The 21,800-nt window shown below is 65.3% G+C and carries 21 protein-coding genes; 15 read left to right on the plus strand and 6 right to left on the minus strand.

Features of this window, described 5'->3' with window-relative positions:
* Positions 1-246: 246 nt before the first annotated feature.
* Genes EV191_RS26515 through EV191_RS26530 form a run of 4 tightly spaced genes read left to right on the plus strand, consistent with a single transcriptional unit; the run spans position 247 to position 4,457 of the window.
* Positions 247-1,614 carry an ABC transporter substrate-binding protein gene (locus tag EV191_RS26515; protein WP_132880391.1) on the plus strand — a complete coding sequence of 456 codons (1,368 nt, stop codon included), beginning with the start codon at positions 247-249 and terminating at the stop codon, positions 1,612-1,614.
* Positions 1,611-2,513, plus strand: coding sequence for a carbohydrate ABC transporter permease (locus EV191_RS26520; RefSeq protein ID WP_132880393.1), 903 nt, complete (start codon positions 1,611-1,613; stop codon positions 2,511-2,513). The genes EV191_RS26515 and EV191_RS26520 overlap by 4 nt, the downstream gene beginning before the upstream one ends.
* Positions 2,510-3,352 (plus strand): carbohydrate ABC transporter permease, encoded by an 843-nt coding sequence (locus EV191_RS26525; RefSeq protein WP_132880394.1) that lies wholly within the window; start codon positions 2,510-2,512, stop codon positions 3,350-3,352. The genes EV191_RS26520 and EV191_RS26525 overlap by 4 nt, the downstream gene beginning before the upstream one ends.
* 19 nt (positions 3,353-3,371) lie before the next feature.
* On the plus strand, positions 3,372-4,457 hold the full coding sequence (locus tag EV191_RS26530; protein ID WP_132880396.1) for a glycoside hydrolase family 172 protein: 1,086 nt from the start codon (positions 3,372-3,374) through the stop codon (positions 4,455-4,457).
* Positions 4,458-4,464: 7 nt separating this feature from the next.
* Here EV191_RS26530 and EV191_RS26535 read toward each other — a convergent pair whose 3' ends face one another.
* From EV191_RS26535 to EV191_RS26550, 4 genes are all read right to left on the minus strand, one after another.
* On the minus strand, positions 4,465-5,103 hold the full coding sequence (locus tag EV191_RS26535) for a fasciclin domain-containing protein (RefSeq protein WP_132880398.1): 639 nt from the start codon (positions 5,101-5,103) through the stop codon (positions 4,465-4,467).
* A 131-nt stretch (positions 5,104-5,234) separates the two neighbouring features.
* Positions 5,235-6,758: a molybdopterin-dependent oxidoreductase gene (locus tag EV191_RS26540; protein WP_132880399.1), complete on the minus strand. Its 1,524-nt coding sequence runs from the start codon at positions 6,756-6,758 to the stop codon at positions 5,235-5,237.
* A gap of 65 nt (positions 6,759-6,823) precedes the next feature.
* Positions 6,824-7,609: a DUF1295 domain-containing protein gene (locus tag EV191_RS26545; RefSeq protein WP_132880401.1), complete on the minus strand. Its 786-nt coding sequence runs from the start codon at positions 7,607-7,609 to the stop codon at positions 6,824-6,826.
* A complete protein-coding gene (locus tag EV191_RS26550; protein ID WP_132880402.1) occupies positions 7,606-8,895 on the minus strand; it encodes a class I SAM-dependent methyltransferase in 1,290 nt (429 codons plus the stop codon). Before EV191_RS26550 ends, EV191_RS26545 begins: the two co-directional genes overlap by 4 nt.
* Positions 8,896-8,996: 101 nt before the next feature.
* On the opposite strand from EV191_RS26550, the gene EV191_RS26555 reads away from it, so the two are divergent.
* The 7 genes from EV191_RS26555 to hisS all read left to right on the plus strand — a co-directional run bounded on the left by EV191_RS26555 (position 8,997) and on the right by hisS (position 15,793).
* Positions 8,997-9,653, plus strand: coding sequence for an alpha/beta hydrolase (locus EV191_RS26555; protein WP_165913112.1), 657 nt, complete (start codon positions 8,997-8,999; stop codon positions 9,651-9,653).
* Positions 9,643-10,908 carry an NAD(P)/FAD-dependent oxidoreductase gene (locus EV191_RS26560; RefSeq protein ID WP_132880406.1) on the plus strand — a complete coding sequence of 422 codons (1,266 nt, stop codon included), beginning with the start codon at positions 9,643-9,645 and terminating at the stop codon, positions 10,906-10,908. Before EV191_RS26555 ends, EV191_RS26560 begins: the two co-directional genes overlap by 11 nt.
* A 5-nt stretch (positions 10,909-10,913) precedes the next feature.
* Positions 10,914-11,684, plus strand: a complete 771-nt coding sequence (locus EV191_RS26565) for a DUF1365 domain-containing protein (RefSeq protein ID WP_132880407.1) — start codon at positions 10,914-10,916, stop codon at positions 11,682-11,684.
* On the plus strand, positions 11,681-12,946 hold the full coding sequence (locus EV191_RS26570) for an SAM-dependent methyltransferase (RefSeq protein ID WP_207894735.1): 1,266 nt from the start codon (positions 11,681-11,683) through the stop codon (positions 12,944-12,946). Before EV191_RS26565 ends, EV191_RS26570 begins: the two co-directional genes overlap by 4 nt.
* 25 nt (positions 12,947-12,971) lie before the next feature.
* The gene (sigK, locus tag EV191_RS26575) at positions 12,972-13,604 is read left to right on the plus strand and encodes an ECF RNA polymerase sigma factor SigK (RefSeq protein ID WP_132880410.1); all 633 of its coding nucleotides are present in this window, start codon (positions 12,972-12,974) and stop codon (positions 13,602-13,604) included.
* Positions 13,601-14,359: an anti-sigma factor gene (locus tag EV191_RS26580; RefSeq protein ID WP_132880456.1), complete on the plus strand. Its 759-nt coding sequence runs from the start codon at positions 13,601-13,603 to the stop codon at positions 14,357-14,359. Before sigK ends, EV191_RS26580 begins: the two co-directional genes overlap by 4 nt.
* Positions 14,360-14,467: 108 nt before the next feature.
* Positions 14,468-15,793, plus strand: coding sequence for a histidine--tRNA ligase (gene hisS / locus EV191_RS26585; protein WP_132880412.1), 1,326 nt, complete (start codon positions 14,468-14,470; stop codon positions 15,791-15,793).
* Here hisS and EV191_RS26590 read toward each other — a convergent pair.
* Together EV191_RS26590 and EV191_RS26595 are read right to left on the minus strand one after the other, a co-directional pair.
* Positions 15,790-17,292 (minus strand): FGGY-family carbohydrate kinase, encoded by a 1,503-nt coding sequence (locus EV191_RS26590; protein WP_243659251.1) that lies wholly within the window; start codon positions 17,290-17,292, stop codon positions 15,790-15,792. The two genes, hisS and EV191_RS26590, sit on opposite strands and share 4 nt — an antisense overlap.
* 2 nt (positions 17,293-17,294) lie before the next feature.
* Positions 17,295-18,707: an L-fucose/L-arabinose isomerase family protein gene (locus EV191_RS26595; protein WP_132880415.1), complete on the minus strand. Its 1,413-nt coding sequence runs from the start codon at positions 18,705-18,707 to the stop codon at positions 17,295-17,297.
* Between the two features lie 220 nt (positions 18,708-18,927).
* On the opposite strand from EV191_RS26595, the gene EV191_RS26600 reads away from it, so the two are divergent.
* The 4 genes from EV191_RS26600 to EV191_RS26615 are packed head-to-tail and all read left to right on the plus strand — an operon-like array spanning position 18,928 to position 21,784.
* A complete protein-coding gene (locus tag EV191_RS26600) occupies positions 18,928-19,917 on the plus strand; it encodes a LacI family DNA-binding transcriptional regulator (protein ID WP_132880416.1) in 990 nt (329 codons plus the stop codon).
* Positions 19,918-19,963: 46 nt separating this feature from the next.
* Positions 19,964-20,548 (plus strand): MerR family transcriptional regulator, encoded by a 585-nt coding sequence (locus EV191_RS26605; protein ID WP_132880418.1) that lies wholly within the window; start codon positions 19,964-19,966, stop codon positions 20,546-20,548.
* A gap of 45 nt (positions 20,549-20,593) precedes the next feature.
* Positions 20,594-21,247: an RES family NAD+ phosphorylase gene (locus EV191_RS26610; RefSeq protein ID WP_132880419.1), complete on the plus strand. Its 654-nt coding sequence runs from the start codon at positions 20,594-20,596 to the stop codon at positions 21,245-21,247.
* A gap of 57 nt (positions 21,248-21,304) precedes the next feature.
* Positions 21,305-21,784: a DinB family protein gene (locus EV191_RS26615; RefSeq protein ID WP_132880421.1), complete on the plus strand. Its 480-nt coding sequence runs from the start codon at positions 21,305-21,307 to the stop codon at positions 21,782-21,784.
* The last annotated feature ends 16 nt before the right edge of the window (positions 21,785-21,800 follow it).

Genomic DNA, 21,800 nt, shown 5'->3' on the forward strand with positions numbered 1-21,800 from the left:
GCGGCCCGACCCGCGCGGTGCGCGGATCCGGACACCTCATCATGAGCTGCCACCGCGCACCGAGCCAGCAGAACACCGCCAATTCACTCGCTTTTCCGGCAAGTTCAGTAGATGTACGCACACTCGCCACGCCATATCCATCCTTTGTGGACAACCATCGGACGGCGACGTGCCCGGCCACTGGTTGACGTGGCACGGATCACCCATTAGCGTCGCAAGAAATCGTTTACTCCGATCGAGGTGCATATGTCGGAGCCACCACGAAACCCGCGAGGGGCGGCACCTCCCCTGCTGACCAGGCGTGCCGCCCTAGGCGGGCTGACCGCGCTCGGCCTCGGCTCGCTCGGCACCGGCGCCCTCACCAGCTGCGCCCCGTCCAACGCTGACGAGCTCGCTTTCTGGAACTTCATCGGCCCCGGCGGCACCTCACAGGAACAGAGCGACTGGATCCAGCGGCTGGCCGCGGCATGGAACGCGGACCACCGTCCCAAGGTTCGCCTTCGATATGTACCCAACGCCGACTACCTCAATGGCCCGACCCTCCAGACCGCGTTCAGTGCGAACCATGGGCCCGATGTGTTCATGCTCAGTCCCGGCGATTTCCTGCGTTACCACAACGCCGGCGTGCTCGCTGATCTCACGCCCTACCTGAATGCCACCGTGCGTGCGGACTATCTACCGGGTGCGTTGGATTCACGAACGTTCGAAGGGCGGGTGTACGGGCTGCCCATGGAAAGCGAGCCGCTGGCGCTCTTCTACAGCACCGAGGCGTTCGAGCGCGCCGGGCTCTCCGCCGCGGACGTTCCGCGTACCTGGGACCAACTGCTCGACGTCGCGGACAAGCTCACCACGGCTCGCCGCTTCGGTCTGGTTGTCGAGACCAATCCCGGCTATTACCAGAACTTCACCTGGTACCCGTTCATGTGGATGGGCGGCGGCTCACCGCTGGCCGCGGATCAGCGGCGCAGCACGTTCGACAGTAAGGCGACCGTCGCCGCGCTCCGTCTCTGGCAGGAAGCCATCAATCGTGGCCTCGCTCCCGGTCGTCCACAGGGGTCCGGCGGCAATGACTCGATTTCCAATCTCGCCGCCGGCTACTGCGCCATGCAGCAGGTGGGCATCTGGGCGATCGGCGAGATCGCTGAGCTAGCCCCGGATTTCCGCTATGGCGTGGCACCGTTACCAGTGCCCGAGGGCGGCGAGGAACTGACCTGTGCTGGCGGTTGGGCGCTCTGCGCGAACGCCAAGGGACGGGACCCGGATGCCGCCGCCCGATTCGTTGCCTGGGCGCTCGGCGGTTCGGACGCGGCGTGCATCGAGCGAAGCCGGCAGTGGAACACGAAAGTCAAGATGACGATTCCGGTTCGCGATTCGGTACGCCGCGCGGCGCAACGGCAGGGCGACTTCGAGAACCCGGCCTATCGGCTCTTCGTCGACCGAATCGCTCCGAAGGCGGTGGGCGAGCCGCGTTATCCGGTGGAAATTTACCGGACGATCTCGGACACGCTGCAAGCCTGCCAGCTGGACAACGCCGATCCGGCGGCTTCGGCCGCACAAGCTACCGAAGCGATCGATACGTTTCTGTCCACCTACGACGGAGCGCCGATCCAATGAGCGGGCTGACCATGCTGGTGCCCCGCAGACCAAGTCAGGCGCGCGCCGGCTACGGCTTTTTCGCCCTGGACGGCATCGGACTGGTGGTGTTCGTCGCCGGCCCGGCACTGCTGGCGATCGCAATCGGACTGTTCGATGTGGATGGATTCGGCAAGGTCGAGTTCGTCGGGCTGGACAACTACCGGCTGATGGCGCGCGATCAGCTGCTGTGGAAGAGTTTCGGGATCACGGCGACCTACGTGGCACTGTTCGTGCCACTGGCATTCGTGGTCAGTCTCTGCCTCGCGTTGCTCACCAGGCGCGACTACCCCGGCGTCGGCCTGGTACGAACAGCGCTCTTTCTCCCGAACGTGATTAGCCTTGTCGTCGTTGGCGTACTGTGGAAGTTTCTGCTGACGGACAAAACCGGTGCGGTGAGCTCGATCCTCGCCCCATTCGGCCTTGGCGACGTCTCATGGCTCAGCGATACCGCGCTCGCGCTGCCCACCCTCGTACTGATCAGTGTCTGGTTCCTGATGGGCTACCAGATGCTCATCTTCCTGGCCGGTCTGCAGGATATTCCGCAGGATCTGTACGACGCCGCCACGGTGGATGGCGCGAACTACTGGCAGCGCTTCTGGAGCGTGACCTGGCCCGCGCTGCGCCCGACCAGCTTCTTCGTACTGGTGACCTCGTTGGTCAACGCCGCGACCGGCGTACTGGCCTTCGATCTGATCTACGTGACCACCCAGGGCGGCCCGGCCAATGCGACGTCCACGGTTATCTATTACGCCTATCAGCAAGCCTTCCTGTATGGCCGGTTTGGCTATGCGGCGGCGATCAGCGCCATGATCGTGGCGGCGCTGATCGTGGTAACCGGCGCGCTTTTCGCGGCGACCCGTGGGGGGGCGATTCGATGAGTCGTAGCCCAGTTCCGAGTCGTAGCCCAGCTTCGGGAAAAGCCGGCTTCGGCTGGGTGCCAGCCGTTGGCTATCTGGTGGGGCTGCTCACCGTGCTGCCGATGCTGTGGTTGACGCTAGCCGCGTTTCGGCCGGGCAGTGACGTCTTCTCAATGAGTTGGCCGGCGACTTTGACGTTGGACAACTTTGCCTACGTACTCACCGAGGTACCGTTTCTGCGCTACCTGGCCAACAGCGCGCTGGTGTCGATCGCGGTCACGGTTATCGCGCTGCTGCTGCACACCATGGCCGGCTACGCGCTGGCCCGGCTGCGCTTTCGCGGCCGAGGTATCGCGTTTGGTCTGGTGATCGCGACCCTGCTGGTTTCACTGCCCGTGATCCTGGTCCCGCTGTTCATGGTCACGCTGACCCTGGGCATGGTGGACAGCTACGCCGGCCTCATCGTGCCGAGCGTATTCAATGCCTTTGGCATCTTCTTGCTACGGCAGTTCTATCTCAACCTGCCGAGCGAGCTGGAAGACGCCGCGCTGCTGGACGGTTGTGGCTACCTCCGGCTGTACTGGCATGTGGTGCTGCCACTGAGCCGGCCGGTGCTCGCCGCGCTGGCCGTACTGTTCTTTCTTGCCAACTGGAACTCGTTCGTCTGGCCGCTCACCGTGACGCAAAGCGAGAATCTTCGCGTCGTCCAGGTCGGCATCGCGTCGCTGCAGGGCCAGTACGCCCAGGAGTACCAGTACGTACTCGCTGCCTCGGTGCTTGCCGCGATCCCCACGGTGATCGTGTTCATGCTTGGTCAGCGCCGGCTGGTGGAAACCCTGAAGACTTCGGGGCTGAGATAACGACGAAGGGAGCTCACCCGTGGCCGAATCGAGCTACGGCACGTATGGCAGCAGCCTGCGCGACCTTCCGCGGTTGCGGAACGCCTGGCGTGGCAGAGTGTCCAGTTGGGACACAAGCGGCGGTAACGACGATCGGCTCACCGTGCCACCCGGCGCGACCACCACGCTTGCCCAGCTGGCCGGTCCGGGTGCGATCACGCATATCTGGTGCACCGTCGCGCTGCCCGACCGTCCCGCGCCGTGGGTGGCCGAACAGGACTATCTGCGACGTCTGGTGCTGCGCATCACCTGGGACGATGCGCAGGCGCCCAGTGTGCTGGTGCCCCTTGGTGACTTTTTCGGCGTCGGCCACGCGCGTACCACCAACTTCGTATCCGCCCCGCTGCAGATGAGCCCCGCGGACGGAAAGGGCTTCAACTGCTGGTTTCCCATGCCGTTCGCGCGCGCGGCGACGATCGAGCTGATCAGCGAACTGAGTGTCGAACCGGTGTACTTCTACTACTACGTGGACTACGAAACCTACGACCGAGTGGAGGAGAACCTCGGTTACTTCCACGCGCAGTGGCGGCGCGAGAACCCCACCGACGGCGTGCCCCAGGGTGAGACGAGCACGCCGGAACACCTCCTTGCCGGCACCAACCTGAGTGGTGCCGGCAACTACCTCATCCTGGAGGCCGAGGGGCGCGGGCATTACGTGGGCTGCGTGGTGAATATTCACAACCTCTCGCCCAGTACCGAATGGGACTGGTACGGCGAAGGTGACGACATGATCTTCGTCGACGGGGATGAGTTCCCACCACGACTACACGGCACTGGAACCGAGGACTATTTCAACACCGCATGGTGCCCGGCCGAGAGTTATCACGCGCCCTATCACGGCATCACTCTGCCAGGTGAACCGAACTGGAAGGGCCAGATCTCGCTGTACCGGTTCCATATCGAGGATCCGGTGCACTTCACCAAGTCCATCCGAGTCGGCATCGAACACGGTCACGCGAACAAGCGAAGCGACGACTGGTCCTCGGTGGCCTACTGGTATCAGACCCTGCCGCATCGCCCATTCGAGCTGCCGCCTGTCGAGCAACGGCTGCCGCGCGCACGGTAGTGCTACGTCAGCCCTGCGGTGGCATCAAAACCTCGTCGACCACGAACACCGTCGCGTTCGCCGTAGGAATGTTGCCGCACAGAACATTGGCGCCGTTCACGGTTGGCTTGTCGGCCGACCCCTCAACGGTGATCTTCTTGCCTTCTACGGTCTCGAGCATTCCCGCATCGACGATGCCCTGCGCATCCATGCGCTCGGGAACGACATGGTAGGTCAGCGTTGCGGTCAGCTGCTCCTTGTCGTCGAGCAGCGCCTGCAGGTCCTGCTCTGGCACCGCGTCGAAAGCCGGGTCCGCGGGGGCGAACACGGTGTACTTGGCCTCCGTATCGTTCAACGTATCAACGAGTCCGGCCTGGGTAACGGCGTCTGTCAACGTGGTGAGCAACGGGTTGTTACTCGCCGCGGTACCTACCGGGTCATCGATCATGCCTTCGACCGAACCCTGGTCGTTCGGATCGGTCGGCACCTGGTCACAACCGGGGCCGAAAACGTCGTCCGCGGTGGTCTCGCCGTTGCTCGCCGCTGGGGAGCTCTGGGTCTGTTCGGTTGCCGCCGCTTCCTGCTCTGCGGTGTTCTCGCCGGCCTGATCATCCGAGGTGCCACAACCGGCCAGGACCACGGCGAGCAACCCGATCGTGCCAGCCATCGCCGCACTACCTTGGAACCTTCGCTTCACGGTCGTCTCCCGTCCTGTTTGGACTGCTTTTCTCTTGTCACGGGTGATTCGCATCCGGTCGTGGAATCGATTGGCCACGCGAGATCACGAACAGATCACGATCACTGGCTTACCGAGCACGACACTGAATGCCAGCCAGTGGCGCCGTTCGGAGTCGGTGGTACGCGACGCGACGTTTGCCGCTGTCCGGTTTTGTCCGTTGCCCGGCACTCGATGCTGTGGCCGCCAGGGCCGAGTTCGACCGAGAGGCGCCACATCCGCCACGTGTGCGTGTTCACTTCGGTGGAAAGTTCGGCCGATCGCCAGGTACCACCGTCCACCCGGACCTCGACGCGCTCAATGCCGTTGGGTTGTGCCCATGCGACGCCGGCGATGGTGACTGGGCCGGGGGCGAGTCTCTCGAAGGCCGCCGGTCGGTCGATCCTGGATTGCACTTTGATCGGCGCATCGGTCGCCCACCCGCGTGCTTCCCAGTAGGTCTGCCGATCGAAGGTGGTCAGCTCGAGATCAACGACCCATTTCGTGGCCGAAAGATAGCCGTACAAACCGGGAGTCACCATACGAACGGGGAAGCCGTGCTCGGCGGGCAAGGCAACACCATTCATCCCGTAGGCGAGCAGTGCGTCGCGATCCGGATCGGTGAGCACTTCCACCGGTGTACCCGCCGTGTAACCGTCCCAACTGGTACTGAAGACCTGCTCCGCTCCTGACCGCACCCCCGCCTCGGCGAGCAGTTCACGCAGCGGAACCCCGGTGAACACCGCCGTCGACACGTACTTTCCACCCACCTCATTGGACACACAGGTCATCGTGATGGTCCGGGAGACGGAACGGCGAGCGGTCAGCTCGGCGAAGTCAACGTCGAGCTCACTGTCGACCATGCCGTGAATCCGTAACCGCCACTCCGCCGGGTTGATTCGGGGCACGGACAGCAAGGTGTCCACCCGATAGAAGTCCCGGTTCGGGGTAATGAATGTGGGTGTGCCGTCACTGGCGAAATCGGCACCTGGCGGCGTGGGTGGATTAGCGCGCAGTAGCCCGCTGATCCGTTGTCGTGCCGCTTCGATACCCGTTCGATTCATGAGTAGCCCGCCGCCAGCTACCGCCAGCCCGGCAAGCCCAGCCATTGTCGCGGCAGTGACGAGAAACCGACGTCTCGCTGGATTCGGGGCGGTCGTCTGCGCAGCGGCGCGTCCCGCTTCCTGCCTGGCGAACCGGATGAGCACGGCAAAGCAGCCGAGACTGACGAGTACCGCCGTGATTGCGGGCAATGTGCGCACGAGATCACCGTCCGGGCGCAGCACGGCCGCCAGGACGCCGAGCCCGCCGAAGGTTGCGATGATGATAGATCCAACCAACGGAGCGAACCGTGCTATCACGCCAGCACAGGCGGAAAGCAGCGCGATCACGACTGCCATCCCCGCGAGCAACACGGCCTTGTCACTGTCGCCGAACTGTCGTATGGCCCACGCCTTGACCGGCTCCGGCGTCAGATCGATCATGGTGTTGCCGACCACCAGATGCGGCGCGGAGTCCGCGCCGGACAATCCGGCGATCAGCTGTCCGAAGGCCAACCCACAGCCAACGGACAACAAACCGACTATCGCTCCACGGACTGGGCTCATATGGGTAGTCGACCGGCGCGCACGCATACCGCTTATTCGGAGCCCGTGCGGTCACGGATTGGTGATCAGTCTGATCGCTTCGGCGGTAGCGGAACGAATCCGCTCGTCCGGGCGACGTAGTCCGCATAACCAGGCCGGCGGCGAACCAGATCTCGCTCAAGCATTGGTTTGCCTGTTCCCCTTGCCAACAACCAGGTCATCAGCAGCGGGGAGGCGATCGTCGCCACGCCTGGCCAACTCGTACAGGCGACGACGTACAGTCCCCACCAGACGCAAGCGTCGCCGAAGTAGTTGGGATGCCGGGTGTATCGCCACAGACCCCGCTCGAGGACGGAGTTCGCGTTCGCCGGATCGCGGGCGAATCGCCGTAACTGCAGATCTCCCACCGACTCGAAGGCGAAACCGACCGTCCACAGCAGTACGCCAGGCCACAGCAACCATCGCATACCGTCGGTTGCGGGTTCATGCAGCGCGAACTGCACCGGAGCGGACACGAACCACATCACCACGCCTTGCGTGAGGTAGGCGCGGAAATACATCCTCCCGAGCGGGCGTCGACGCGCGCGCCGTAACATCGCCACATACCGTTCGTCCTCGGGTTTGGCCCGGTTGCGCTGGTAGATGTGTAGCGACAGCCGGGTACCCCACAACACGGTGAGCAGCGCACCGATCGCACCCGGTGCGTCAACGACCGGCGCGACCCACCAACCGACAACAGCGATCGCCGCGAAACCAACGCCCCACAAACCATCGATCGTGTCGAACCGCCGACGCAGGCAAGCGACACCGAACGCGATCGTCACCAAAATCAGCGCCGCCCCGAGGGTCAACCCGGCGACCTGAAAGGTCATCGGGCTGCTGGCCGGGTCGCGAGAACCTGATGGACGCCCATCCGGTTATCCGCGAATGCTAGTTCGCCACCGGCCAGATACAACGACCAGACTCGTAATCTCTCCTCGCCAATCAGTTCGACCGCCCGATCCCGCTGCTCAGCCAACCGCTGCCGCCAGGCTCGGATCGTCCACACGTAGTGTTCCCGCATCGCCTCGATCTCGGCGAGCTCGAAACCGGCCGCCTCCAGCATGTCCGCGGTGCGGCCGATCGGGTTCATCGTCATGTCCGGCGCGATGTAGGACTCGATAAACGGACCGCCACCGGCGGCGTTACCACGCGACATCTGCTGAAGCAGCAGATGTCCCCCTGGCGCAAGCATGCGATACAACGTCGCCGCGTACCTTGGGTAGTTGGCGGCACCCACATGTTCACCCATCTCCACCGACGCGACCGCGTCGTGCGCGACGGACGGCAGATCCCGATAATCCTGCCTGCGTACCTCGACGCTCGAACCCAACGCATAGCGATCGATCAGTCTTGACACATAGTCGTGCTGTTCGGCCGACAGCGTGATCCCGGTGGCGTGTACACCGTACTGCCGAGCCGCGTGAATTATGAGCGCTCCCCAACCACACCCGATGTCCAGCAATCGCATGCCTGGACGCAACGCCAGCTTGCGACAGATGTGATCGAGTTTGGCCACTTGCGCCCGGGCCAACCATTCCCCTGCCCGGCTCGGTTCGTCGGCCAACGCTGTCCGGTTCTCCCAGTAGCCGCAGGAGTAGTTCATTCTCGGGTCAAGCAGCAGCTCAAAAAAGGCATTCCCGGTGTCATAGTGATGCGAGATCGCGAACTTGTCACGAATCCTGGTGTGCACACGGCCACGCGGTCTGGCCTCCGAGCGAGGCAGCGCCGGTGGTGGGCCAAGCGCGCCGAGGCGTGCCGCCAGTGAACCCAGCAACCAGATAGTGGCCGGCGTTAACCGCGGCGCACGAACCGCGTTCGCGTCAGCCCACCGGCGGCACACTTCGAGCGCTTCGCCGAGATCCCCGTCGACCACCACATCGCCGGCGACAAACGCCCTGGCCAGACCCAGCTCGCCGGGGCTCCACAGCACGAACCGCACCGCTCTTCGCCGCTGAAGTAGCACCTGCGGCCCGGACGATGGTCCGGTCCGCGAGCCATCCCAGGCGTGTAACCCGAGCGGCAGGGACATGCCAAGCACGCGCTCGAGTACGGCACCGAGGCGGTCGGCGAGGCCTCCGTCAGTGCGGCGCGCACGGAGATCAGTCGTACGTGTCATTCGGCGCTGCCATCGGTACCGATGGCAGCGCCGCAGAAAATGTGACGCACAACACTTATACCGATCGGGTGGTCAGCCGGCGGCGAATACCAGTCATGTTCATGACTGAGCATCCTGTCCGCCCTGCCTTGCATACCTGGCCCACCCCGCCAGACGCGCCTAGCCAGGTAGTCGTGCTGGTGCTGCACGGCGGCCGAGCGCATGACGAGTCGCCAGTGCGCGCCGGCCAGCTAGCTTACGAACGGATGCGCTGGTTCGCGCGTTCGCTGCGTTCGACGGTAACCGAGGCGCCGGTCAGCATCGCGGTCCTCCGCAACCGAATGCGTGGCTGGAATGAACAGCGCCTCGACGCCGTTGCCGACGCGAACTGGGCGCTTGGCGAGATCACTCGGACGCATCCGCGCGGCAGGGTGCTGCTGGTGGGTCATTCCATGGGCGGCCGGGTTGCGCTTCGACTGGGCGATGCTCCACAGGTGTGTGGAATCGCCGCGCTCGCACCGTGGCTCGAAGACGATGAACCGGTGGCTCATCTCGCCGATCGTTCGGTCCTGATCGCGCACGGCACCAGGGATACGGTCACCTCGCCGTTGCGCAGCGCGGCGTACGTCAGACGCGCTACGGGACACTCCGCCTCCGCGGAATACGTGGCCATTGACCGATCCGGACACGGCATGCTGCAACGCCGGGCCGCCTGGAACTTGGTCGTACGCGAGTTCCTCGACCGGTTCTTCGACAAGGAGAACGATCGTGACTCGTGATCGGGTAGCGGTGATCGGTTCCGGGGTCTCGGGCCTCAGTGCGGCATATTTGCTACAGCGTCGCTACGACGTCACGTTATTCGAGGCAGCAGAACGCCTCGGTGGGCACGCGCATACGCACGAGCTGCCCACAGCGGATGCCAGCTCGATCGCGGTGGATAGCGCTTTCCTCGTACACAACGACCGAACCTATCCGAACCTACTTCGGCTGTTCGACGAACTGGGTATCGAGACGCAACCCACGCGGATGTCGTTGAGCGTGTATTGCGAGCAGTGCCGGCTGCAGTACGCCGGCGCCCGCGGGCTCTCGGGGCTTTTCGCGCAGCGACGCAACGTCGGACATGGCCGCTACCTGCGGATGCTTGGTCAGATACCCCGATTCCACCGCCAGGCACGACAGCTACTCGCTGCCGACTCGACGACAGAAGATCTGACATTCGGTGACTTCCTGCGCGCCGGTGGCTACTCGAACTACTTCGTCGAACATTTCGCCCTGCCATTGGTCTCCGCGGTGTGGTCTGCCGAACGGGAACTCTGCAAGAACTACCCGGCACGCTATCTGTTCGAGTTCTTGGACAGACACGGGCAACTGTCCATACGCAACACGCTGACGTGGCGCACGATCGTCGGCGGATCCAGGGAGTATGTGGCTCGCGTCGCGAAACAACTGCATGTGGTGCGCACCGGCGTTCCGGTCACCGAGGTCCGCCGACTCGCCAACGGGGTCTCCGTGCGGACCGCGACCGGCGAATCGGCACAGTTCAGCCGGGCCGTGGTGGCGACGCACGCGGATACCGCGCTCGGCTTGCTCGCCGAACCAAGCCCGGAGCAGCGAACCGTCCTAGGTGCCTTCGGCTACTCGAACAATGTCACATGGCTGCACACCGATAGTTCGCTGCTGCCGAGTCTGCCTGCCGCGCGCGGCGCGTGGAACTACCTCAAGCCGGCATGTGCGGCCGGACCGGACAGGGTGCTGGTCAGCTATCACCTGAACCGGCTTATGCGATTGGCCGAACCGCGCGACTATATCGTCACGCTGGGCGCCACCGACCGCGTACAACCCGACCAGGTACTGGTCAGGATGGTCTACCGGCATCCGATCTATACCCGGCAGTCGGTACGGGCACAACGCCGGCTATGGGAACTCGGCGACGAACGCTTGCAGTTCGCCGGCGCCTATCACGGCTGGGGATTTCATGAAGACGGCTGCGTGAGTGGCGTCCGCGCCGCGACCGCGCTCGGCTCGGGCTGGTGAGTTCGATGACCGCGCCCGCATTATACGACATCACCATCGCGCACACCCGACACGTTGATGGACCGGCACGTGGATTTCGGCACCGGATGTACACCTGGCTCGTAGATCTGGATGCGCTGCCGGTGTTGCCGCGCTACCTTCGTCCGCTAGCCCGCTTCGACACGCGCGATCACCTCGGCGACCCGAATCTGTCCATTCGAGACAATCTCACGTACTGGCTGACCGCGAGCGGTGTCTCGCTGTCCGGCGGTACGGTGCTGATGCTCGCGCATCCCCGAATGTTCGGGTATGTGTTCAATCCGATCACGCTGTACTGGTGCTATCGGCCGGACGGCGCGCTTGCCTGTGTGGTCGCGGAGGTTCACAACACCTATCACCAGGCACATCGCTACGTGTTGCGCCCAAACGGCAGCGGGTATGCGGAAACGACCAAGGAATTCTTCGTATCACCATTCCTGCCCTCGACGGGGCACTACCGGATGTGGCTTACCGAGCCAGGAGAGTACCTGTCGATCACCATCGAGCTCCGCGATCAGCGCGGCACGCTGCTCACCGCGACAATGGCCGGTACCCGCGCCCCCTACACGCAATTCGGGCTGGTCCGCAGGGTCCTCCGCCACCCGTTTGTGCCTCAGCGCGTATCAGCGTTGATCCGACGGCACGGCATCGCCCTATGGCTACGCAACGGCATCGCTCGCCGCCGTCCCCGAAAGGACTTCGACTGTTCACCGACAACCAACCGCGACCCCTTCGAAGCTCGGGAGCAGCCGCGATGAGCACAGTCGGCCACCCACTCCGGACCGCCACTGCCCCGCCCGACACGAGTAGGGCCAGTTGGGAGGCATTGCCGCCGGTCCCGCACGCGCCAGTTCGCGGCTGCATCGCCGAAAGGCTGTTCCGGCACGCCGTTCGCGACCTGCCCGTGCGGATAGCCCTCGCCGGCGGAGACCGACTCGGTATGGGCGGGCCCAACGCGCCACTGATGCGGATCAGCCGGCCCGCGGACTTCTTCCAACGCGTAGGGGCAAGCGGACTGATCGGCTTCGGCGAGGGCTACATGGCCGAGGACTGGTCCAGCCCGGAACCAGCCACACTGCTCACGCCGTTCGCCGAGCACCTTCCGACGCTGGTTCCACGCCCGCTGAAACTGCTCCGCCGCTGGGTTGACACTCGTCGGCCAGTGACCGAGCGCAACACGACCAGCGGCGCGAAGCGCAATATCGCCCGACATTACGACCTGTCGAACGACGTGTTTGAACTCTTCCTCGACCCCTCGATGACGTACTCCGGGGCGCCACTTGCCCGCAACGATCACGACCTCGCCGCAGCCCAGATGTCCAAACTAGACACTATCCTGGATTACGCGGAAGTCGGACGCGGCACTCGGCTACTTGAGATCGGGTCGGGCTGGGGATCCCTGGCGATACGCGCGGCTCGACGAGGCGCTCGGGTGACGACGGTGACCCTGTCGGAGGAGCAACGCACGCTCGCGCTCGAACGAATAGCCGCGGAAAACGTCGCGGACCTCGTCGACATCCGGCTCTGCGACTACCGGGACGTAACTGGCCAGTACGACGCGTTGGTCAGCGTCGAGATGATCGAGGCGGTCGGTGCCGAGTACTGGCCAACCTATTTTCGCACCATCGACCGGCTACTTCGGCCGGGTGGACGCCTCGCCGTGCAGGCGATCACCATGCCGCACGAACGAATGTTGGCCACACAGGACTCCTACACCTGGATACACAAGTACATCTTCCCCGGTGGGCTCGTCCCGTCGATTCGTGTGATCGACGACGGCATCCGCCAGCACACGGAACTGCGTTCGGCACAGCGGCGCTCGTTCGGCACTGGCTATGCCGAAACACTCCAGTCGTGGCGAACTCGTTTCCTGAGCAATTGGCCAATCATCGCAAAGCACGGCTTTCCGGAGGAGTTCCGTCGCATGTGGGAGTTCTATCTGGCCTATTCTGAGGCGGGCTTTCGGTCCCATCAACTGGACGTCTGGCAGCTCGCCTTCCGCAAGCCGGGTCCGGCCTGACGGACGAGGACAAGGAGAGCAGACGGTGGCACAAGATTCCGGGGCGCGTGACCGCTCGCCTGGTCGCAGAGCCGCGTGGTGGTCAGAACGGGACACCACCGGCGAGGACCTACCCAACGAGCCGCGAGCACTGCTGGCGGAGATCGCCAAAGGCGATGAACGGGCTTTCGAAACGCTCTACGACCAGCTTGCCGGTCAGGTTTTCGGACTCATTCAGCGCATCCTGCGCGATCCAGCACAGGCCGAGGAAGTAACCCAGGAAGTGTTCGTTGAGCTCTGGCGCACCGCCAGCCGTTACCGGTCGGACCTGAGCAGCGTGCCCACCTGGGTCTGCACCTTGGCCCATCGCCGCGCCGTCGACCGGGTCCGTACCGCACAGGCTTCGGCTGATCGGGAACGACGCGTCGGCGCGCGCTCGGTTGGCACGGCCTTCGACGACGTCACCGAATCCGTCCTCGGGCGGCTGGAACACCGGCAGGTCCGCCGTTGCATCGATACGCTCACCGAACTGCAGCGTGAGTCGATCGTATTGACCTACTACCGTGGGTACAGCTACCGCGAGACGGCGGATTTGCTCGAAACACCCGCGGCTACCATCAAAACGCGCTTGCGGGACGGTTTGATCCGGCTACGCGACTGCATGGGGGTGGGCGGATGACTGCCGACATGTCGAAACTGACTGGCGCCTATGCGGTTGACGCCCTCGGCGAGGCCGAACGCGTGGAGTTCGAACAGCACCTCGCGGTCTGCGCCGAGTGCGCGGCCGAAGTCCGCGAGCTACGCGAGACCGTCGCCCAGCTCGGAGCCGCGAATCCGGTAAACCCACCAGACGAACTCAAGAGCCGGATCCTGACCACGATCTCGCGCACGCGACAGGACCCGCCGATGGCGGACCCAATGGCACCAGCCTCCCGCCAGCGCTCCGACCGGACCACCGGGTGGCCGGTGCGTATCGCCGCCGCCGCGGCGGCCGTGGCGCTCGTCGCCGCGGGTGTACTGGGCGGAATCGCGTGGCAGACCCAGCAGCAACTGGAGCAGGCCGAGCAACAGAGTGACCGAGCCGCCGCGCGAAGCGCGGAACTGTCCGCGATCATGCTTGCCGCCGACACCCGGGTGGTTCGGGACTCCAACGGACGCCAGCAGGGTGCCGTTCTGGTGTCCGAACAACTCGGCAAGGCCGCCTTCCTCGGCGACATTGCACCGCCGGGCGACGAACACGTCCATCAGTTGTGGCTGATCGGCCCTGACGGCGCCCAGTCGGCCGGACTACTGGAGCCGGAGGCGAGCGGCGGGACTCCGCGAATCGTCGAACTGACCCCGCAAGTCAGTCAACTCGGCGTGACGGTCGAACCGACTGGCGGTTCACCACAGCCGACGACGGAGCCGATCATGCTGATGACGCTGCGCGCTTGATGCGGTGGCGCCACCTCCACCAGGCCCACCTACGCCGACTCCGGCTGCGGGCGTACCGGCCGATATCCTGAGCGGGTTCACGCCACCAGACGAGGAGTGCAGGTACCCATGAGTGACCAGCAGCTGGTCCGTCCCGTGCCCATCAGCGGCTTCCCAGAATGGACGCCCGAAGTGCGCGTGGTCGAGCTGCATTGGCTGGACACGATCCGCAGAACGTTCGAGAGCTATGGGTTCTGCTCGGTCGAGACACCCTCGGTCGAGGCACTGGACGTGCTGATGGCCAAGGGCGAGACCTCCCAGGAGGTCTACACGCTACGCCGGCTGCAGGCGGACGGCGACGATACCGGAGACGGTCGGCTCGGCCTGCACTTCGATCTCACCGTGCCCACCGCGCGGTACGTGGCGCAGCACTTCAACGAGCTGGTCTTCCCGTTCAAGCGCTACCAGATCCAGCGAGTCTGGCGCGGTGAACGCCCGCAGGCTGGCCGTTTCCGCGAGTTCACCCAGTGCGATATCGACGTGATCAACGTCGACCAGGTTCCACTGCACTTCGATGCCGAACTCCCCCGGATCGTGCACGAGATCCTTACCGGCCTGGATCTGCCCGCGTGGACGATCAACATCAACAACCGCAAGGTGCTGCAAGGGTTCTACGAAGCCCAGGGGATCACCGACCCGGTCGGCGTGATCCGGATCGCCGACAAACTGGACAAGATCGGCTATGCCGGGGTGGAGCGCGCCTTCGCCGATGAGTTGGGACTGGACAAGGACCAGATCACGGCCTGTCTGGACCTAGCACAGATCAGGGGCACGGACAGCTCGGTCGTTGATGCTATCGACCAGCTGGGCGGACGATCCGAACTGCTTACCGAGGGCTTGGACGAACTGGGGTTCGTATTGGACTCGATGTCCGACCTGCCCTCCGGCAGCGTGCTCGCCGACCTGTCCGTGGCACGCGGCCTGGACTACTACACGGGCACCGTCTACGAGTGCAAGTTCACCGACGCGCCCGACTACGGAAGTATCTGCGCGGGCGGCCGCTACGAGAACCTGGCCGGATCCTATATCCGGCGCAACCTGCCGGGCATCGGGATCTCGATCGGATTGACCCGGATCTTCGCGAAACTGGTCGCGGACGGTCAGATCACCACGGGCGCCAGCTGCCCAAGCGATGTGCTTGTGGTCGTCCCCAGCGACGAACGACGGCAATCGGCGGTGCGCACCGCGGCGATCCTGCGCGGGCGCGGACTGAACACCGAGCTCTACCACCAGGCAGACAAGATCGGCAAGCAGCTCAGGTATGCCGCACGGAAGGGCATTCCGTACGTCTGGTTCCCACCCTTCGACGAGGGTGGCGAGCACGAGGTCAAGGACCTCGCCAACGGCACACAGACCAGCGCGGATCCACACAGCTGGCAGCGCGCGGCTGGCTAATCCGCCGGTTCGGCCGCGCGCTGCTCAGCGGCGAGAAAGTGCGCGATGTCCTTACTCGCCGGGTACAGCGCGCGGTAGTGCTGGTAGTAGGTCTCGTACTTGGCGGCCCGGTCGGGATCCGGTTGCACGGTTCGCCGGACCGGATTCCACGCACGCACGTCCACATCCATACCGACGGCGATCCCGGCGAGCGCGGCGTCGCCGTAGCAGGCGCCGACCGTCTCGGCGGGAACCTCCTGCGCGGCACCCACCACATCGGACACGATGTGGGTCCACAGTCCACCTTGGGTGCCGCCGCCCACGGCGACCAGCCGCCGCGCGGTACCACCCGCCTCACGCATTACCTCGAGGTTATGCCGAACACCGTAGGCGATACCCTCGAGCGCTGCCCGGTACAGCTCCGCTCGGCCATGGCCGAGCGTCAGCCCGGCAAGCATTCCGCGAGCATCCGGGTCGAACAGCGGAGTCCGCTCACCGGCGAAATAGGGCAACAACAGCAATCCCCTGCTGCCAGCCGGAACACGCGCGGCTTCCTCGACGAGCGGGCCGAACTCCCCGCCAACCAACTTGCGCAGCCAATCGGTCACCGCACCCGAGGTTGCCATCCCCGCCGCCAGCGAGTACGTCTCCGGCAACGCCCCGCAGGTGGTCCACAGACCGGGATGCGGCCGCGGATCGGTGAGGACGTTGATCAGAAACATCGTGGTGCCGTACATGATCATCGTCTCGCCGGGCTGGGTTACCCCGACGCTGGTCGCCTCCGCCCATGCGTCCACCGTGCCGGTGGTCACCGGAAGGCCCTGTGGCAGTCCGGTTTCCCCGGCTGCCTCGGCGGTCACCGCGCCCACGACCTCGGTCGGCCAGGCCAGTCTCGGGAGCTCGATCCCAGGGGCCACCTGCCGTGCCCAGTCCGCTGCCCAATCCCGCGCGTGCAGGTCGTACATCGGGTCGCACTGACTAGCCGAGTGGTGATCGAGAACGTATTCCCCGGTCAGCTGGTGCACCAGATACGAGCTGGCCATCAGCAGCCGCTCGGTGCGCGCGAACACCTCCGGTTCGTGCTTTGCCAACCAGCGCACCTTGGGCCCCACCGCCTGGCTGGACAGCGGCGTGCCGCCGCGCCGCAGGATCTCCTCGGCGCCCAGCTCCTCGGTCAGCTCGGTGATCTCCGCGCTCGCCCTGGTGTCCACCCCGTACAGGATCGCCGGGCGCAACGGCTCGCCCGCCGCGGTCGCTGGCAGCAGCACCGGGCCGATTCCACTCACCGCGAGGCCAGCCAGCTCCCGCCCCTCGGCCGCGTCCACCAGCTCCCTGGTGATCTCCAGGAAGTCCTGCCACCACACGGTTCGCGCGTCATGCTCGACCCAGCCTGGATGCGGGTAGGAGGTCTGATGCGCTCGGCTGGCGCGCGCGAGCACTGTTCCGTCGGCGGCTACCAGCACGCCTTTCGAGCTCGCCGTGCCAATGTCGATACCGAGTAACAGGCCGGCTGAAGACACCGTCATTCTCCCGTGAACTCATCGATGGTGATGCCAAGGAGATCACACACGGCGCGGACGCCGGCGCGGCGGTCGCCGGGTATCGCGTGAATATGGTTCGCCCCGAATCGGGAGAGGAAGGTCGCCGCTGGCGCGTCCAGCCGCGCCCAGGCGTGCGGCCACTCGGGCGTGGACCTGTCCATCATCTCGGCGTTCGTCGCCGCGTCGAACTCGACGAACTCGCCGCGCATCAGCTGCATCCGGTAGTTCCCGTCCAGCCGGGTGAGCCGCGCCAGAGTCATCTCGCCCGGCGCGGCGATATGCTGCACCGAAGCGCCGCCAGCGGGAAAGAAGAACACCTCGGGGTGCAGGTGGACCTTCGCGAGGTTCTCCGCCGGGTCGGCGCTGCGCGCCGCGTACCAGGTCGCGTGCTGTCCCGAATTGCACAGATCCCAGACATCCCGATCCGCGTGATAGTGCCGCACATCGGCGAACAGCACTGGTGTGCCAGAAAGTCCGTTGAGCAACCGCATGGTCAGCGCACCGTCCATATCGGCCTCGGTGGCACAGATATGCGGCACCTTCGCCCCGCGCCAGTCGTACGGATCGTTCAGCAGTGCCTCGGCAACGTCCATTGTGGCGAAGTACTGGGTCAGCTCCGGCTGCGCCTTGATCCCGCTGAAATCCAGGCCCCATTCGTCGATCAGCTCGCGCATCGCCAGATAGGAGCCGACCTGCCGTTCGAGCAGTTCGGGGGTGAGTTTCGCACCGTCGTAGTGCACGGTGGCGTACCGCTCGAACCACTCCCGCCCGGCGCGCTTCTCGGCGGGATCGGCGGCCTCCGCCCGCCGGATGATCTCCAGTTGGTCGATCTCCTCCACGTCGACGCCGAACTGCCGCTGCCACTGGTCGACGTTCGCGACGGCGGTGTACATCCCCATCGGCCGACCACCGATCCGGCCGAACGTGGCACCCCGCAGGGAACGGACCGCCGCCGCCGCGTCCGCCCGTTCCCCGATCGCGTCGATCAGTTCAGCATCCCGCGAATCGCCCCACAGTCTGGCGTGCGCGCGACCGATCTGGTCAAGAGCGCCGCCGCTGGCCAACATGCCCACCATGCCCGGCTGTACCGGGTCGATGGTGGAAAGCAGCACGAGCGGACCGCGCAGCTGCCCCGCCGCCAGCATGGTGAAATGCGGAAACGCCCAGACGGCGTAGTGCAACACGGTCAGGTCCACCTCGGCCGCGTCCACCTCGCGCGCTACCGAGGTGGCCACCGAGTTCGAGGTGACCTGCGCCGAGCCGACCACGACCTGGTGCCCGGCCGCCGTCAGGTGGTGGACCAGCTGGTCCTGGTAGCTCGCGACGAAATCCGCGACGCCTTCCTGCACGTACGGCCGACCGTCCGAAATGCTGATCACACCGATGCGAGCCACAAACCCTCCCGTGCCAGATCCGACGACTTCTGAGAGCGAGTTGGCCGAACTGCCCAAAGCGCACGCGGCGGGCCAGCTACCCCGTGTCGGCCAGAACTCGAGTAATCGTTTACCTGGACGCTATGCTGTGCTCGCGAACAGTGTCAATAGGCTGTCAGTGCACCCCGCACGAGCATCAGGAGCGGGGTCCGCCTGGTTGGCAACGGGAAAGGCGGTGCGGGTGGCAACGATCAACGATGTCGCCACGATGGCCGGGGTGTCCACGGCAACGGTCTCCCGCGCCCTGAACGGCGTGGCCTCGGTCGACCCTGAGCTCTGTGCTCGTGTGGTCAGCGCGGCAAAGGAACTCGGCTACCAGCCGAACGGTCCCGCCCGTAATCTTCGCCGACAGGAAACCGCCGTACTCGGACTGATCATCTCCGACGTGGCCAACCCGTTCTTCACCGCGATCGCCCGAGGCGTGGAGGACGTCGCCCAAGCGGTCGGGTACTCGGTGGTGCTCTGCAACACCGATGAGGACGCCGCCAAGGAGCGCCGCTATCTCGACGTGGCGATCCAGGAGCGGGTCGCCGGGGTGATCATGTCGCCAACCGATTCCGCGAGCAACGCCGACGTGCTCCGCGAGCACGGCATCCCGGTGGTCGCCGTAGACCGCCCGCTTGCCGGCAGCGATCGCGTACTTGTGGACACTCGGATGGCCGCCGAGCAGGCCACGAAGCACCTGTTGGATCAGGGCTACCGACGAATCGGATGCGTAGCAGGGCCTTCTGGGGTGCAGACCGCCGACGACCGGCTAGCCGGCTACGCGGATGCGCTGGTCGCCGCCGGCGTCGAGCACGAGCCACGCCTGGTCCGGCACGCCGAGTATCGCGGCGCGGGCGCACACGGCGCGACGCTCGCACTGCGCCAACAACCGGACCCGCCGGATGCGCTACTCATCGCGAACAGCTCACTCGCGATCGGCGCTCTCGAAGCCTGTCACGAACTCGGCCTGCGACCAGGCAAGGACATCGGGCTGGTCGCCTTCGACGATGTGCCCTGGGCGAAGCTACTCGACCCGCCCCTGACCGTCGTTGCCCAACCCGCTTATGACATCGGCGCGGTGGCTACGCAGCTGCTCCTGGCGCGGATCGGGGACAACTCGAAGCCACCGAGCACGACGACGCTGAACGCGACGTTGATCGAACGCGCCAGCTCGCGACGCGGGTAACGCAACGCGTCCGCACGAATGCGCACGTTTGCGGTAGACTGGGGACATGGCAGTCGCACTGGAAGCCGTCCTTGCCCGCTCTGGCCTGCGCAGTACCGCGGGCGAGTTCCTTTCGCTGGTGGAAGAGGCAGCCAGCCGACTGTCTCCACCGCATCCGGATCCCGCCCAGTTTTTCGACCCGAAACAGCGGGCCGCCCTGCGTGATGTCGGGCTGGACCTCAGCGCGGGCGCTCCGGACGAACCTGACGGGCGGATCCGCGCGGTGGCCGCGCAGGCCGTACTTCGCGATTCAGCGTTGACGGTGCCCGATGCCGCGCGCGCACTGGGGGTCGACACGAGCCGGGTCCGGCACCGCCTCGCCGACGGCCGGCTCTCGGGATGGAAGGACCGGCGTGGTTGGCGACTGCCCGCATGGCAGTTCACGCCGAACGGAACGCTACCCGGCCTGGCGTCGGTACTGGCCGCGGTGTCACCCGAGCAGCCACCGTTGGTGCTTGCCGCGTTCATGACGACCGTGCAGGTCGACCTGTCACTCGATGATCAGCCAGCGACACCACGACAATGGCTGCTCGCGGGCGGGGACCCGCGCCCGGTCGCGGCGCTCGCCAGCACGCTCGGCGTCCCGGCTTAACCGGCCGGCGTGAACGGACCGAGATAGCACGAGGAATCGCGTTTCATGGCACGGCTTCCCCAGCCGCCACCGCCGAACGTGCTCGCCGCTGCCTTGCGGCGGACGGAGGACGTCGTGGCTGTGCATCCGGCGACTCGCCTGGTGCGGGTCTTTAGCGGTGGCGGTAACTTTCCGCAGGAGTGGCATTCCTTTCGGTACACCGGCCCGCTGGCGCATGGCCGGTTCGATCCGCAAACACCCGCGATCGACGGTACGCCGAGCACCGAGAGCGACCAGGGGGTTGTCTACTTCGCGCTGTCGGTACGCACCAGCGTCGCCGAGGTGTACCAGACAACCTCTATTGTGGACCGAAAGACGAACGCGCCCAGAATGGTCGTGGTACGACCGAATCGCACCCTGCGCCTATTAGACCTATGTGGACTATGGCCGACCAGGCTTGGTGCTTCGCAGGAGATCAGCAGCGGCCCGAAGAGCGTCACTCAGGCGTGGGCGCGCACGATCCGCGCGGCGCATCCCGATCTCGACGGCATCTGGTACCGGTCCTCGATGGACTCCGGCGAGCCAGCGATATGTCTGTGGAATCCGCCGGCGGCCACGGCGCTGCCCGACGAGCCAGATGTGCTGCTGGCACTGGATCATCCGGGTTTGGACGTGCCGTTGGCACGAGTCTGCGCGGAACTCAACTACACCCTGCTTTGACCAGCAAGCTGGTCAAAGTCGACCCGGCCATAGGCCTACGCGATGAGGAGACCGCCCATGGGTTCTTTCGATGTCCTGCTGGATGGCGAGCGTGCCCAGCTCGACGCTTTCGTCGAGGAGTACCGCCATAGCATCGAGGAGGTTCTCGACGGCCTCACCGAAGAGCAGGCACGCCGCACACTCGTCACCTCGGCGACGACCTTGCTCGGGTTACTCAAGCACGTCACCTGGATGCAACGGGTGTGGTTCGAAGAGTGCGTCGGCGGCACCACTCGCGACGAGCTTGGCCTGGTGCGAAGCCCGGAGGAATCCTTCCAGCTCACCGACGACGACACCATCGCCTCGATCACCGCGGCGCACCGGCGAGCCTGTGCCACGGCCCGAACGACGACGACGGGCCTGTCGCTGGACACCGTGGTGACCGGCCATCCGAGGGGGCCACGCACCCTTCGCTGGGTGTACCTGCAAGTGCTCCGGGAACTGGCATACCATTGCGGGCACGCCGACATCCTGCGCGAACAGGTACTCGCCACCTGAGGTTGGCGTGGGCAAG

The organism is Tamaricihabitans halophyticus (assembly GCF_004340875.1).
Classification (GTDB): domain Bacteria; phylum Actinomycetota; class Actinomycetes; order Mycobacteriales; family Pseudonocardiaceae; genus Tamaricihabitans; species Tamaricihabitans halophyticus.

Excerpts from the sequence above, each read along its gene's own strand:
- hisS (WP_132880412.1), top strand. The coding sequence starts at position 14,468 with ATGAGTGACCAGCAGCTGGTCCGTCCCGTGCCCATCAGCGGCTTCCCA.
- EV191_RS26570 (WP_207894735.1), top strand. The coding sequence starts at position 11,681 with ATGAGCACAGTCGGCCACCCACTCCGGACCGCCACTGCCCCGCCCGAC.
- EV191_RS26540 (WP_132880399.1), bottom strand. The coding sequence starts at position 6,758 with ATGAGCCCAGTCCGTGGAGCGATAGTCGGTTTGTTGTCCGTTGGCTGT.
- EV191_RS26550 (WP_132880402.1), bottom strand. The coding sequence starts at position 8,895 with ATGACACGTACGACTGATCTCCGTGCGCGCCGCACTGACGGAGGCCTC.
- EV191_RS26565 (WP_132880407.1), top strand. The coding sequence starts at position 10,914 with ATGACCGCGCCCGCATTATACGACATCACCATCGCGCACACCCGACAC.
- EV191_RS26580 (WP_132880456.1), top strand. The coding sequence starts at position 13,601 with ATGACTGCCGACATGTCGAAACTGACTGGCGCCTATGCGGTTGACGCC.
- EV191_RS26610 (WP_132880419.1), top strand. The coding sequence starts at position 20,594 with ATGGCACGGCTTCCCCAGCCGCCACCGCCGAACGTGCTCGCCGCTGCC.
- EV191_RS26520 (WP_132880393.1), top strand. The coding sequence starts at position 1,611 with ATGAGCGGGCTGACCATGCTGGTGCCCCGCAGACCAAGTCAGGCGCGC.
- EV191_RS26555 (WP_165913112.1), top strand. The coding sequence starts at position 8,997 with ATGACTGAGCATCCTGTCCGCCCTGCCTTGCATACCTGGCCCACCCCG.
- EV191_RS26605 (WP_132880418.1), top strand. The coding sequence starts at position 19,964 with ATGGCAGTCGCACTGGAAGCCGTCCTTGCCCGCTCTGGCCTGCGCAGT.
- EV191_RS26515 (WP_132880391.1), top strand. The coding sequence starts at position 247 with ATGTCGGAGCCACCACGAAACCCGCGAGGGGCGGCACCTCCCCTGCTG.
- EV191_RS26525 (WP_132880394.1), top strand. The coding sequence starts at position 2,510 with ATGAGTCGTAGCCCAGTTCCGAGTCGTAGCCCAGCTTCGGGAAAAGCC.
- EV191_RS26535 (WP_132880398.1), bottom strand. The coding sequence starts at position 5,103 with ATGGCTGGCACGATCGGGTTGCTCGCCGTGGTCCTGGCCGGTTGTGGC.
- EV191_RS26615 (WP_132880421.1), top strand. The coding sequence starts at position 21,305 with ATGGGTTCTTTCGATGTCCTGCTGGATGGCGAGCGTGCCCAGCTCGAC.
- EV191_RS26545 (WP_132880401.1), bottom strand. The coding sequence starts at position 7,609 with ATGACCTTTCAGGTCGCCGGGTTGACCCTCGGGGCGGCGCTGATTTTG.